We start from the raw sequence: 13,274 nt of genomic DNA on the forward strand, positions 1-13,274 counted from the left end.
CATCGCGGTACCGCCGCGTCGGGCCGTCCGGGAATCCTCCCGGGCGGCCCGACGCGCGCGGAAGGGGCCGGGGCTCCGCGTCGGGGATAGACTCTCGGCGGCAGGGAACGCGCCGGTAGACCATCCGGCGACGCACGTCAGAGGGGATCGAAACGTTGGCTCAGGTGGAGATCGGGTTGGGCAAGAACGGGCGCCGCGCCTATGAGCTCGACGAGATCGGGATCGTGCCTGCCCGGCGGACGCGGGATCCGGAGGAGGTGTCCATCGCCTGGCAGATCGACGCCTACCGGTTCGAGACGCCGCTGGTGGTCAGCCCCATGGACAGCGTCGCCTCTCCCAAGACGGTCGTGGCCGTGGGCGAGAAGGGCGGCCTCGGCGTGCTCGACCTCGAAGGGCTCTGGACCCGTTACGAGGACCCGGAGCCACTGTTGGAGGAGATCCGCGAGCTCGACGACGTCGCCGCCACGAAGCGGCTCCAGGAGATCTACGCGGCGCCCATCCAGGAGGAGCTGATCGGCCGCCGGATCGAGGAGATCCGGGACGCGGGCCTGGTCACCGCCGCCCGGCTGTCGCCGCAGCGCACCGCCCAGTACCACAAGGCGGTCGTCGACGCGGGTGTGGACATCTTCGTGATCCGCGGCACCACGGTCTCGGCCGAGCACGTGTCCGGCCGCGCCGAACCGCTCAACCTCAAGCAGTTCATCTACGAGTTGGACGTGCCGGTCGTGGTCGGCGGCTGCGCCACCTACACCGCGGCCCTGCACCTGATGCGCACCGGTGCCGCCGGTGTACTGGTCGGCTTCGGCGGCGGCTCAGGGCACACCACCCGCTCCGTGCTGGGCGTGGCCGTGCCGATGGCCAGCGCCGTCGGCGACGTGGCCGCGGCTCGCCGCGACTACCTGGACGAGTCCGGTGGCCGCTACGTGCACGTCATCGCCGACGGCGGTATGACCGGCAGCGGCGACATGGCCAAGGCGCTGGCCTGCGGGGCCGACGCCGTCATGGTGGGCTCCCCGCTGGCGCGCGCCACCGAGGCGCCCGGCGGCGGCTACCACTGGGGCAGCGAGGCCCACCACAGCGAACTGCCCCGCGGCGAGCGGGTCCAGGTGGGCACGATCGGCGACCTGGAGTCGATCCTGCACGGCCCGGCCTCCACCAGCGACGGTTCCATGAACCTCATGGGGGCCCTGCGCCGCACGATGGCCACGTCCGGCTACACCGACCTCAAGGAGTTCCAGCGGGTCGAGGTCGTGGTCAACCCGCACCGTTAGAACACGGGTTTGATCGAGGGCCGTGCCGTCAGCTACCGGTGCGGTCCTCGTGTTTGTGCCTGGAGTGTCCGGAATCCTGCCCTCAGGACACTGGACACGCGCCGTGCCCGGTCGCGTACTTTGGTTGCGGCGTGATCTGGGATTGGCGTTTTCTTGACGATATGGGGAACCTATGGGTGAGCGGCGTGTGTCCGGTGCCGGAAGGCGCCGAAGTCATGGTCCCGTGGTCGCCGTCTGCGCCACGCTCGCGGTGTGCCTGTTGTTGACCGGGGGTGTGGTATTCCTGGTCAACCGGGTGTCCAGCGCGTTCAACGAGTGGTCCCCGCCCGGTGCTTCGGACATCGAACCGCCCGAGGGCACGATCCAGACGCCGCCCCACGACGAACTCACCGGGCCGCCGGAGCGCTCGGAGGTGGCCCCGGCCGGGGACGAGCCCGAGGAGCCCGAGCGGACGGGCGCCGACGAGCGCTCCGTGCCGACGGCTTCGCGCCCCAGCGCCGAGTGGCTCGACCAGGTGTCGGAGTCGACCGGTATTCCGCGCCGCGCCCTGGAGGGGTACGCCAGTGCCCAGCTTGCGCTGGCCCAGGAGCTTCCCGGCTGTCAGCTGTCCTGGCCGACCCTGGCCGGCATCGGGTACGTGGAAACGCACCACGGCACCTACGCCGGGGGTGAGATCGGCCCGGACGGGGCCACGACCGTCGACATCATCGGTATCGCGCTGGACGGCGCCAACCGGACCCGGGCCATCCCGGACACCGACGGCGGCCAGTACGACGGTGACACCGAGTGGGACCGGGCGATCGGTCCGATGCAGTTCATCCCCGACACGTGGGCTGAGTGGGGCGGCTCGCTCTCCGGCGGCGAACCCGATCCGCACAACATCGACGACGCCGCGCTCTCGGCGGGCCGGTACCTGTGCGAGGACGGCCGTGACCTGAGCACCGCCGCTGACTGGGAGTCCGCGGTCCTGACGTACAACCGCTCCGGTGCCTACGTCACCGACGTCCTGGCCTACGCGCACGCCTACGCCGACGCCACCTGACGGGAGGGCCCTCTCCGGCGGGGCCGGCGAACGGCCCCGCGCACAGCCGGCGTCATTCCTCCAGCCAGGTCCAGGCGGCGTCCTCGTCCTCCGGGTCGAAGTGCCGTGCCTGGGCACTGACGGCCTTGTCGCTCGCCTTGACCAGGAGTTCGAGCAGCTTCTGGTCACCGACGACGGCGTAGCGCTCGATGTCGCCGAGGTGCTCCTTGGCGAAGCGGAGGTCGTCGTCCAACGCCGAGAGCTCGGCGGTGGGGAAGCCGTGGGTCCGCACCAGCAGGCGCACGCTCCCGTGCTCGGTGATCCTCCCGCGCAGCTCGTCGGTGAGCCGTTTGTACTCGTCCTCGCTGATCTTGCCCGTGATGTCGTAGCCGAGGACGTTTCCGTGGCTCCGCTCCAGCCGCTGGTACATGGCCCCTCCAGGCGTCGGGATCGTTCCGGGTCCGCACTCCGTTACCCATGCGGGCCAGTGCGCAATCCGGAGGGGCCCGCCCGGCCCGGGTCCTTCGGCGGCCCCCGCGACCGCGTCCCGTGACACGCCGGTGTGGCCGCGGGCGCCCGGTGCCCCCGTCGCCGTCCGGTTAGCCTGGGCCCTCTCCGATGGACACGGGCCCGCGACGGGTATGCGTCTGGGAGGAACCCCATCAAGACGGAGGAGACGGATGGCTACCACCTGGCTGGGATCCAAGGGGCGTACTGAGTCGCTCGCGTCGATGGCCGACGGGGAGCTCGACGTCCTCGTGGTCGGGGGAGGCATCGTCGGGGCGGGGATCGCCCTGGAAGCGGTCTCCCGCGGCCTGTCCACGGGGTTGGTCGAGGCACGCGACTTCGCGTCGGGCACCTCCAGCCGCTCCAGCAAGCTCATCCACGGCGGGCTGCGCTACCTGGAGCAGTTCGACTTCGAACTGGTCCGCGAGGCGCTCCACGAACGCGGCCTGCTGCTGACCACCATCGCCCCGCACCTGGTCCGCCCGGTGCCGTTCCTGTTCCCGTTCGCCCACCACTGGGAGCGCGCCTACATCGGCGCGGGCGTCACCCTCTACGACGCCCTGGCCATGACCTCGCGCAACAACCGCGGCCTGCCCGCGCACCGCCACCTGACCAGGTCCGGCGCGCTGCGCGTCTTCCCCGCGCTCAAACGCAGCGCGCTGGCCGGAGCCATCCAGTACTGGGACTGCCAGGTCGACGACGCCCGCTTCGTCACCACCGTGCTGCGCACCGCCGCCGGACTGGGAGCCGGCATCGCCTCCCGCGTCCAGGCGGTCGGGTTCCTGCGCGAGGGCGAGCACGTCGTCGGCGCCACCGTCACCGACCTGGAGAACGGCGAGGAGCTGGATATCCGCGCCCGCCAGGTGGTCAACGCGGCCGGGGTGTGGACCGACGACATCCAGGAGATGGTCGGCGGCCGTGGCCAGATACACGTCAGCGCCTCCAAGGGCGTCCACCTCGTCGTGCCGCGCGACCGCATCCAGGCCTCCTCCGGGATGATCCTGCGCACCGAGAAGAGCGTCCTGTTCGTCATCCCCTGGGGCCGCCACTGGATCATCGGCACCACCGACACCGCCTGGGACCTGGACAAGGAGAACCCGGCCGCCAGCCGCGCCGACATCGACTACGTCCTCGACCACGTCAACCAGGTGCTGCGCACACCCCTGGGCAGGGACGACGTGGAGGGCGTGTACGCGGGCCTGCGCCCGCTGCTGTCGGGGGAGTCGGAGGAGACCTCCAAGCTCTCCCGCGAGCACACGGTCGCCCACCCCGTGCCCGGCCTGGTCCTCATCGCCGGGGGCAAGTACACCACCTACCGCGTGATGGCCAAGGACGCGGTGGACGCCGTGGCGCACGGCCTGGGCGGGAGCGTCCCGGCCTCGGTCACCGACCGGCTGCCCCTGGTGGGGGCCGACGGCTACTGGGCGCTGTACAACCAGCGGTACCGGCTGGCCCGCGACTCGGGGCTGCACGTCTCCCGCGTCACCCACCTGCTGCGCCGCTACGGCTCATCGATCCACGACCTGCTCGACCTGATCCGGGAACGCCCCGACCTCGGCCGCCCGCTCGCCTCCGCCGACGACTACCTGCGCGCCGAGATCGTCTACGCGGCCGAGGCGGAGGGCGCCCGCCACCTGGAGGACGTGCTGTCCCGGCGCACCAGGATCTCCTTCGAGACCTGGGACCGGGGCATCGCCGCCGCGGAGGAGGCCGCCGAACTGATCTCCGTCAGCCTGGGCTGGGACGAGGAGCAGATCGGGCGCGAGGTCGAGTACTACCGCAAGGGCATCGAAGCCGAGCGCGCCGCGCAGGAGCAGGACACCGACCATGAGGCGGACGCCATTCAGCACGGCGCCCCGGAGATCGTTCCGGAGGCGGGCATCACGCGGCCCTGAGCACGTGCGGCGCCACGTCGGCGGCCGTGGCCCCGGGGTACCCGGGGAACACGGTCCGGTCGGGGCGGGTGCGTCCGGTGGGCGTCGGAGCGCCGCGCGGCAGGGCGGGCGTCCGCGGGCATGCCCTAAGGTGCGGTACCACAACCCCTCCGCACGCCCAAGGACGCGAACCCATGATCAAGGTGCTGCTCGTCGAGGACGACGTCCGGCTCGCCGACGCCCTCGCCGGTGCGCTTGAGGCCAACGGGTACACGGTCGACCAGGTGCGCACGGCCGAGGGCGCGCTCGCCGCGGCACCCGCCGACATCGTCCTGCTCGACCTCGGCCTGCCCGACATGGACGGCGTCGAGCTGTGCGCCCGCATGCGCGAGCGCCACGACGTCGGCGACACGGCCGTCATCATGGTCACCGCCAGGGGGCAGCAGCGCGAACGCGTCCGCGGGCTGCGCTCGGGGGCCGACGACTACGTCGTCAAGCCCCTGGCCATCGAGGAGCTGTGCGCGCGGATGGAGGCCGTCCTGCGCCGCACTCGCAGACGCGCCGACGCGCCCCTGGCCGTGGGGCCGCTGCGGGTCGACCCCGCCACCCGCGCCGTCACCTGCGGGGGCCGACCGGTCGAGCTCACCCGCAAGGAGTTCGACCTTCTCGTCGCGCTGGTCCGTGAGGCGGGGACGGTCGTCTCCCGCGACTACCTGCTCCTGCGGGTGTGGCAGACCGCCTGGCCCGGAACCCTGCGCACCCTGGAGGTGCACATCGGCACCTTGCGCTCCAAGCTCGGCGTGCCCGGCCTCATCGATACGGTGCGCGGCGTCGGCTACCGGCTGGCGGCGGACGGGGACACGCTCCCGGCCGACACCCCGGCCGCGTCCGGAGCCGCCTCCGCCGAGCCGGCCACGACGCCCAGGGCCGCCGCGGCCCGACGGCCCTGACCCCTCGCCCCCTCGGAGCACCGCGATGCGCCAACGCGTGCTGACCGTGTACGTGACCCTCCTGGTCACGGCCTGCCTCGGGCTGGCCCTGCCCCTCTGCGGGAGCATCGCCGCCCGGGGCACCTCGGACATGCTTCTGGACCGGATCAACGACACCGCACGCTTCGCCGGACTCGCCGAACCCGGCGTGCTCACCGGCACGGAGGGCACCCTGTCCGGAGAGCTGACCGCCTACGACCAGCTGTACGGCATCACCGCCGTCATCGTCGACCGGGACGGCGATGTCGTGGCCGCATCCCGAGAGGGCGTCACCCTCGCCGGCCTGGAACCCGGCCACCGCTCCGACGGCGCGTTCCCCGATGCGGTCCGGACGGCGCTCGCCGGCAACCGGATGGGCGCCGACACGGTCGTCTACCCCTGGCAGGACGGTCCGCTGATCGTCGCCGAGCCCATCGGCCGATCCGGTGAGGTGGTGGGCGCCGCCGTCACAGCCTCGCCCACGGAGTCGCTGCGCCGGGCCACCCTCGCCCAGTGGTGCGTGGCCTGGGCCGCCGTCACCGCGCTGATGGTCGCGGGCATCGCCGCCGCCGGACCCCTCACCCGCTGGGTGCTGCGACCCATCGACGACCTCGGCGAGGCCACCCGCGCGGTCAGCGGCGGCAGCCTGGACACACGGGTGCGCACCGCCGCTGGCCCGGTCGAGCTGCGCCGCCTGGGGGAGTCCTTCAACCAGATGGCGGACACCATCACCTCGATGCTGGAGAGCCAGCGCACCTTCGTGGCCTACGCGGGCCACCAGGTGCGCAACCCGCTCGCCGCCCTGCGGCTGCGCGTGGACGCCCTGTCCCGCCACCTGACCCCCGGGGGCGCCCCGGGGCACCGGCTGGCGCTGGACGAGGTGGACCGCCTCACCCGGATCTGCGACAGCCTGCTCACCCTGGCCCGTACCGAGGACACCGAGCACTCCATGGTCTGGGAGGACGTCGCGGAGGTCGCCGAGGACCGCGTGGTCTCCTGGGCGCCGATCGCCGAACGCGCGGGGGCCGTCCTGGTCTGCGAGGGCGACGCGGGGGTGCGGGTCCGCTGCGTGGAGGGCACCCTGGACCAGGCGCTGGACGCGCTCATCGACAACGCCCTGAAGTTCGGCGGGCCGGGTGTGCGGATCACGGTGCGCACGCAGCGGGTGGAGGAGGAACCGGACGGGTCCGGGTACGTGGACGTGCACGTGGTGGACGACGGACCCGGGCTGCCCGGAAGCCAGCTGGACCAGGCCGCCCGGCCGTTCTGGCGGGACGGGCACGACGGGGTGGGCGGCTCCGGGCTCGGGCTGTCCATCGTCGTCACCCTGCTGGAGCTCCAGGGGGCCCGTCTGTCGCTGCGGCCCGCGACACCGCACGGGATCGACGCGCGGATCCGCCTTCCGGTGTGACCCCGGCAGCCCCGGCCCCGCGACGGCCGGCGGTCCCGGGTCAGCCGCCCCGGCCCCCGCCCCGGTCGTCGTTGGCGTACTTGACCTCGCGGTAGTAGTCGGCCGCCCCCGGGTGCAGCGGTACCGGCAGGGTGGCGATCGCCGAGCGCGGGTGCAGGTGCAGTGCCACCGGGTGGAACCGCGCGAGTTCCGTACGTGAGTCGAACAGCAGCCGGGTCAGCTTCCGGGCCACGTCGTCGGACATGGAGGCGTTGACCACCAGCAGGCTCGGCACGCCGATGGTGCGCACGGCGGGCACGTCGGGGTAGGTGCCGGTCGGCACCGGCAGTTCGGAGAAGTACTCGCCGTACCTCCCGGTCAGCTCCGGGACGTGGTCGGCCAGGTCCACCAGCCGGATGGGGGTGCGCTCGGCCAGGTCGGAGACGGCCTGGGTGGGCAGTCCCCCCGACCAGAAGAACGCGTCGATCCGCCCCTCCTCCAGGGCGCGGGCCGAGGCGCCGATGGGCAGTTGCAACCGGGTCACGCCGTCGGTCCGGGTGCCGGGCGCGGCCTCCTCCAGCCCCACCAGGTCCAGGAGCCGCTCGGCCATCATCTCGGTGCCCGAGTCGCGCGCTCCCACGGACACGGTGCTCCCGGCCAGGTCGGAGACGGTCTCGTACGGGGAGTCCGCGCGCACCACCAGGTGGGTGTGGTTGTCGTACAGGCGCGCGATCGCCGAGACGGGCAGCGGCTCGCCGAAGGGGGGATCGCCCGCGACGGCGAGCGCGGCGACGTCGGCGAGGGTGAAGGCGGCGTCCAGTCTCCCGGACGCGACCATGCGGTTGTTCTCCACGCTCGCGGCCGTGGTGAGCGCGACGATCTCGGTGCCGGGGTAGGCGGTCGCGGCCTGCCCCAGGCCGGCACCGTAGACGTGGTACACCCCGCCGGTACCGCCGGTTCCTACGGACAGGTCGAGGGGCTCGGGAGTTCGTGGCTGTGACCAGGTGAGCAGGGAGGCGGTGGCCAGGACCGTGAGAAGGGCTCCGGAGACCGTCCCCAGCCACCGGGCGAGGGGCCGCACCATGGCAGAACGATAGCAAGGAGGGCGAAACCTCAGGGGAAGCTCAAATCCGGCGCGGAAGGCTACGGGTTTCGTCGCGATGACCATTACGTTGCTGACAGCAGAGTGGTGGACGCCACATCCATGCCTGGTCGGAGCGCTTGTTCGCTCCCCGCTCTGAACACGCCCCCCGCCAACCCCCCGAGAGGACCCCCGACCATGCGACGTTCGACGCTGTACCTGGCCGCCATCCCCCTCAGCACGCTGCTGCTCAGCAGCTGCGCCCAGCCAGCGGAGTCCGGTGGTGACGAGGACGTCGAGATCGGCGGTGGTCCCGTCCAGAACCAGCTCAGCATCGTCACCGGCGGCACCGCGGGCGTGTACTACCCGATCGGTGGTGCGCTGAGCACCATCATCGGCGACAACCTCGAAGGCCAGACCGGCTCGGTCGAGGCCACCGGCGCCTCCGTGGAGAACATCCGCCTGCTCAACACCGGCAGCGGCCACCTGGGCATCGTCCAGGGCGACGCCGCCGACCAGGCCGCCACCGGTATGGCCGACTTCGAGGGCGCTCCGGTCCAGACCTACTCGCTGGCCGTGCTCTACCCCAACGTCTTCCACGCGGTGACCCTGGACTCCATCGCCCAGGACAAGGGCTTCGAGTGCTTCTCCGACGTGGTCGACAACCGCTACTCCATCGGCGACGTCGGCAGCGGCAACGAGGCCACGACCAGACAGGTCTTCAAGTCCCTGGAGATCGCCTCCACCGAGGTAGAGATGGACCAGCTCGGCTACGCGGAGACCGCCAGCGCGTTGCAGAACAACCAGCTGGACGCGGGATCCTGGGTGGTCGGCGAGGGCCACGCCGGTATCACCGAGCTCGGTACCACCGACGACATCCACATCATCCCGCTGTGCGACGACGAGCGCTCCGCGGTCGTCAGCGGCTACGGCGGCTACACCGAGCACACCATCGAGGCCGGCACCTACCCGGGCGTGGACGAGGACGTACCCACCATCGCGGTGTGGAACGCCCTGGTCGTGACCGGTGAGTTCAATGAGGACCAGGCCTACGACATCACCTCGGCCATGTTCGAGCACATGGACCAGGTCCTTGACGTGTACGCCCCGGGCGAGGAGTACCTGGTCCCCGAGACCATCGTCAACAGCCCCGTCCCGGTGCACCCCGGCGCCCTCCGCTTCTACGAGGAGCAGGGCGTCGAGGTCCCCGAGGACCTGCGTCCCTAGGTCGTGTTCGCGGAACGTTCCGCGGTGAGCGGCCAGCGGTCCGCGGGCGCCGGGGGCACCGCCCGGCGCCCGCGGACCGCGGTGCTGGTCCTGTGCGGCACGGCCCTGGCCGCGGTCCTCACCGCTCTGCTGCTGCCCGTCCGGCCCGCTCTCCGGCTGAGCGACGAGGGGGACACGGTCGGCCACCTGCCCCTGGGCGAGGACGCACGGTTCACCATCGCCTACGTCCACTCCATCGACGGACTGCCGATCGAGGAGGAGATCGAGGTCAGCGACGGTCACCTGGTCGTCGAGTCCACCCGGATCCGCCAGTTCGGCGCGGGTATGGGGCACATTCCCGGCGAGGGGACCGGCCACGCCGACGGCGAGTGGTGGGTCATCGAGGGGATCGGCCGCGACATCGGCACGGAGCTGGTCATCCGGGTCGGCGCCCCCGTCGTCGACCACCGGATCCGGACCTCCGAAGGCGAGGTGCGGCTGTCCCCGTGCCTGGCCGCCCGCCCGGTGGCCGTCGAACCGGTCCGGGCCTCCACCCTCCACCTGCTGTTGGGCGGTACCCCCGAACCGGGGTGCTGATCCCAGACCCCCGCCGTCCGGTTCCCGCGCGCCGACCCGTCGGCCGCCCGCCGTTCGGCCCCGCCGAGACCAACCGAGGAAGAAGCATGGCTGAGAACCCGTTTCGGACGCGGGGCAACACCCCTTCCGCCGAGGCTTCCGACGACTCCGGCCTTCGCGGGAGGGGCGGCGAACCCGTCGACGAGCTCCCCGACGTGGAGGGTGAGAAGGAGGGGCCGACGGACCCGATCTGGCAGCGGATCGCCGTCGAACGCTGGGGCGAGGGACGCACGGCCTCCGTCATCGGCGCCGTGGTCCTGGTCATCGCCGCGGCCCTGACCCTCTTCCAGCTCTACGTCGCGCTCCGCGCCGGCCTCGACGCCGCCCAGCAGCGACTCATCCACCTGATGTTCGTCATGGTGCTGGTGTTCCTGGCCAAACCGGTCCTGCCCGGCAGGGCCGGCCGCTCGGCCCCCGCGCTGGTGCTCGACCTGGTGCTGATCGCCGCCACCGTGGTGGTCAGCTTCTACCCGATGGTCTTCCAGGACGAGCTGGCCTCCCGGGCGGGCGCCTACACCGACACCGACTGGATCATGGGCCTGACCGCGATCGTCCTCCTGCTGGAGGCGACGCGCCGCGCGGTCGGCATGGTCATGGTCGTGATGGTGGCCGCGTTCATCCTCTACGCGTGGATCGGCCCCCTCATCCCCGGCCAGTTCGGGCACTCCGGTGCCACTATCCAGCGCATCGCCACGCACAGCTACCTGGGCGACGGCATCTACGGCCTCACCCTCGGGGTGGTCGTCACCTTCGTGTTCGTGTTCATCCTGTTCGGTGCGCTGCTGTCCAAGACCGGGGGCGGCAACTTCTTCGTCGGCCTGGCCTACGTGCTCACCGGGCGCATGGTCGGCGGCCCCGCCAAGGGAGCGGTGCTGGGCAGCGCCCTGATGGGTTCGGTGTCCGGCAGCGCCATCGCCAACGTGGTCAGCACCGGGCCGTTCACCATCCCGCTGATGCGCAAGGTCGGCTACAGGAAGCACGACGCGGCGGGAGTGGAGGCGGCGGCCTCCACCGGCGGCCAGATCCTGCCGCCCATCATGGGCGCGGGCGCGTTCATCATGGCCGAGCGCACCGGCATCCCCTACGTCGACATCGTCAAGGTCGCCATCATCCCGGCGCTGATGTACTTCGGCGTGATGTTCCTGTTCGTGGACATCCTGGCGCGCAAGTACGGCGTCGGGATCGCCAAGGAGTCCGAGCTGCCCACGCTGCGCGCGGTCATGCGCGCGGGCTGGCACTTCCTCGCCCCGCTGGTGCTGCTCATCGTCCTGCTGCTCAACTACGTTCCGCCCACCCGGGCGGGCCTGTACGCGTGCGGCGCCCTGCTCCTCGTGGCGATGCTGCGTGCCGGGAGCCGCCTGTCGCCCCGGGACTTCCTGGAGGTGTTCGTGCTGGCCGCGCGCAACACCATGCCGGTTTCGGTGGCCTGCGCCGTGGCGGGCGTCATCGTCGGCATGGTCGGCCTGACCGGGCTGGGCCTGGTGCTGTCCGACGTCCTGGTCAACGCGTTCGCGGGCAGCCTGCTGCTGACCCTGCTCATGGTCGCGCTCACGTCGCTCATCATGGGTATCGGCCTGCCCGTCACCGCCGCCTACGTCGTTCTGGCGGTCCTGGCGGTCCCGGCCCTACAGGAGCTGGGGCTGGCCGTGATCGTCGCGCACATGATCGTGTACTGGTACAGCCAGGACTCCAACGTGACGCCGCCGGTGGCCTTCGCCGCGTTCGCCGCCGCGGGTATCGCCAACGCCAAGCCGATGCGGGCGGGCCTGTCCGCGTGGAAATTCGCCAAGGGCCTGTACCTCATCCCCATGCTGATGGCCTACACGGCGCTGATGGCCATCGACGGGCCGGTGACGGACCTGGTCACAGCGGTGGTCAGCGGCTGTGTCGCACTCGCCGCGGCGGCGATCGCGATCGAGGGCCACTTCCTGCGCCGCACCATGCTGGGGGAGAGGCTCGCCCTCGTCCTGGCCGCCGCGCTGGTCATGGTCGCCCCCGAGTGGAGCAGCCTGTCCCGGTGGGCGCTGTCGGTCTCCGTGGACCCGGGCTGGTTCGTCCTGGCCGGATCGGTGCTGGGTATCGCGCTCATCGCTCTCCAGGCGGTCGGCCACCGGATCGCCGGGAGAGCGGACACGGCGGGGCCCGCGCCCGAGGCCGAGCGGAGGGACGGGGTGTCCGCGGGGAGCTAGGCTCTGCTGATATGTGGCGATTCCGACGTAGACCAGGCAGGGCGTCGCGCGGCGCCGACATCGGGGCGTCCCTGGTACCGGAGGCCTTCGGTGCCGATCCGGTGCTGCGGATCGCGTGCGAGGCGGTGCGCGAGGGCGACGTCGACGCGGGTCTGCCACTTCTGGTGGAGAGCCGGGAGGACCCGGAGACCCGTGTGCTGCGGGTCTCGGAGCTGGGCAGGGCCGCGGCGGGCCGCCCCGAGGACATCGCCGCGCTCGTCAAGGGCGGCGCCGACCGGGCCGACGCCGTGCTGTGGCTGGGCCACACACTGCTGGCACGGGTCCCGGACAGGTCCGCCGGGGCCGCCAGGGCCGAGCGCAAGGCGGTCTTCGCCGCCCTGCACGAGGCCCAGGACGCCCTGAAGGCCGCGGTGGCTCTGCGGCCCGACGACGCGGCGCCCTGGGAGGGGCTCCAGACCGTGGCGCTGAGGATGCTCGCCGGCCGCAAGGTCAAGGACCGGATCTGGCGCGAGCTCATCGCCCGGGCTCCCCACCTGTTCCCCGCCCACATGACCCGTGTCCGGGCCCTCAGCCCGCCCCCGGGCAAACCCGTCGAGCCCGGCGCCACCGAGGAGATGTTCGCCTTCGCGGGCTCCGTCGCCGACACGGCCCCCGCCGGCAGCCCGCTGCCCGCCGTGCTCGCGCTGGCGCACGCCGAACACCTGCGCGGCGAGCGCGAACGGCTGAGCGCGGCGGGCAGTATGGGCTTCATCGTGGACATGGCCACGGGACGCCTGCACGGTGAAGCCGCCCAGGAGCTGTTCTCCTTCGCCCGCGACTGGGTCGCCCGAGCCGTGCCCCACCTCCGGGACGCGCAGGCGCACCACCTGTTCGGGTGGGCCTTCCACCAGGCCGGGATAACCGAGGCGGCGCGCTGGCACCTGTCCTCCGTGGGCGCTCTGCGCTGCGACGTACCGTGGTCGTTCTTCGGCGGCGCCTCCACCGAGGTGGGCCGCGCCATGGCCGAACTGGGGGTGGACCCGGGCAGGGCCCCCGACGGCCCGTACCGCCTCTGAGAGCCGGCCCCGGGGCGGAAGGGGCTGCCCGGAGGTGAGAGAGGGCGCCGGTCGACCGAAAAACCCTCGCCAGGCG

Annotated in this window: 11 protein-coding genes; 9 read left to right on the forward strand and 2 right to left on the reverse strand. The window is 72.1% G+C overall.

Going from position 1 to position 13,274, the window contains the following annotated elements:
* Positions 1-164: 164 nt before the first annotated feature.
* Both AC0T5L_RS00085 and AC0T5L_RS00090 read left to right on the forward strand, forming a co-directional pair.
* The gene (locus tag AC0T5L_RS00085) at positions 165-1,271 is read left to right on the forward strand and encodes a GuaB3 family IMP dehydrogenase-related protein (protein ID WP_476163405.1); all 1,107 of its coding nucleotides are present in this window, start codon (positions 165-167) and stop codon (positions 1,269-1,271) included.
* Positions 1,272-1,443: 172 nt separating this feature from the next.
* Positions 1,444-2,313 (forward strand): lytic transglycosylase domain-containing protein, encoded by an 870-nt coding sequence (locus AC0T5L_RS00090; protein ID WP_476163224.1) that lies wholly within the window; start codon positions 1,444-1,446, stop codon positions 2,311-2,313.
* A 52-nt stretch (positions 2,314-2,365) separates the two neighbouring features.
* On the opposite strand, the gene AC0T5L_RS00095 is transcribed toward AC0T5L_RS00090, so the two are convergent.
* Positions 2,366-2,722 carry a SpoIIAA family protein gene (locus AC0T5L_RS00095; protein WP_476163225.1) on the reverse strand — a complete coding sequence of 119 codons (357 nt, stop codon included), beginning with the start codon at positions 2,720-2,722 and terminating at the stop codon, positions 2,366-2,368.
* Between the two features lie 250 nt (positions 2,723-2,972).
* On the opposite strand from AC0T5L_RS00095, the gene AC0T5L_RS00100 reads away from it, so the two are divergent.
* The 3 genes from AC0T5L_RS00100 to AC0T5L_RS00110 all read left to right on the forward strand — a co-directional run bounded on the left by AC0T5L_RS00100 (position 2,973) and on the right by AC0T5L_RS00110 (position 7,052).
* A complete protein-coding gene (locus tag AC0T5L_RS00100) occupies positions 2,973-4,694 on the forward strand; it encodes a glycerol-3-phosphate dehydrogenase/oxidase (RefSeq protein ID WP_476163226.1) in 1,722 nt (573 codons plus the stop codon).
* Between the two features lie 173 nt (positions 4,695-4,867).
* On the forward strand, positions 4,868-5,623 hold the full coding sequence (locus AC0T5L_RS00105; RefSeq protein ID WP_476163227.1) for a response regulator transcription factor: 756 nt from the start codon (positions 4,868-4,870) through the stop codon (positions 5,621-5,623).
* A 25-nt stretch (positions 5,624-5,648) separates the two neighbouring features.
* Complete coding sequence (locus tag AC0T5L_RS00110; RefSeq protein ID WP_476163228.1) at positions 5,649-7,052, forward strand: sensor histidine kinase; 1,404 nt, start codon at positions 5,649-5,651, stop codon at positions 7,050-7,052.
* Between the two features lie 40 nt (positions 7,053-7,092).
* On the opposite strand, the gene AC0T5L_RS00115 is transcribed toward AC0T5L_RS00110, so the two are convergent.
* Positions 7,093-8,115, reverse strand: a complete 1,023-nt coding sequence (locus AC0T5L_RS00115) for a TAXI family TRAP transporter solute-binding subunit (protein WP_476163229.1) — start codon at positions 8,113-8,115, stop codon at positions 7,093-7,095.
* A gap of 195 nt (positions 8,116-8,310) precedes the next feature.
* Between AC0T5L_RS00115 and AC0T5L_RS00120 the strand changes: the two genes are divergently transcribed.
* The 4 genes from AC0T5L_RS00120 (at position 8,311) to AC0T5L_RS00135 (ending at position 13,198) form a co-directional block, all read left to right on the forward strand.
* Positions 8,311-9,339 (forward strand): TAXI family TRAP transporter solute-binding subunit, encoded by a 1,029-nt coding sequence (locus AC0T5L_RS00120; RefSeq protein WP_476163230.1) that lies wholly within the window; start codon positions 8,311-8,313, stop codon positions 9,337-9,339.
* 24 nt (positions 9,340-9,363) lie between these two features.
* Positions 9,364-9,915 (forward strand): DUF1850 domain-containing protein, encoded by a 552-nt coding sequence (locus AC0T5L_RS00125; RefSeq protein ID WP_476163231.1) that lies wholly within the window; start codon positions 9,364-9,366, stop codon positions 9,913-9,915.
* An 86-nt stretch (positions 9,916-10,001) separates the two neighbouring features.
* Positions 10,002-12,143 carry a TRAP transporter permease gene (locus tag AC0T5L_RS00130; RefSeq protein ID WP_476163232.1) on the forward strand — a complete coding sequence of 714 codons (2,142 nt, stop codon included), beginning with the start codon at positions 10,002-10,004 and terminating at the stop codon, positions 12,141-12,143.
* Between the two features lie 11 nt (positions 12,144-12,154).
* Positions 12,155-13,198 carry a hypothetical protein gene (locus AC0T5L_RS00135; RefSeq protein WP_476163233.1) on the forward strand — a complete coding sequence of 348 codons (1,044 nt, stop codon included), beginning with the start codon at positions 12,155-12,157 and terminating at the stop codon, positions 13,196-13,198.
* Positions 13,199-13,274 lie beyond the last annotated feature (76 nt).

The organism is Nocardiopsis sp. TRM 82005, from assembly GCF_056312425.1.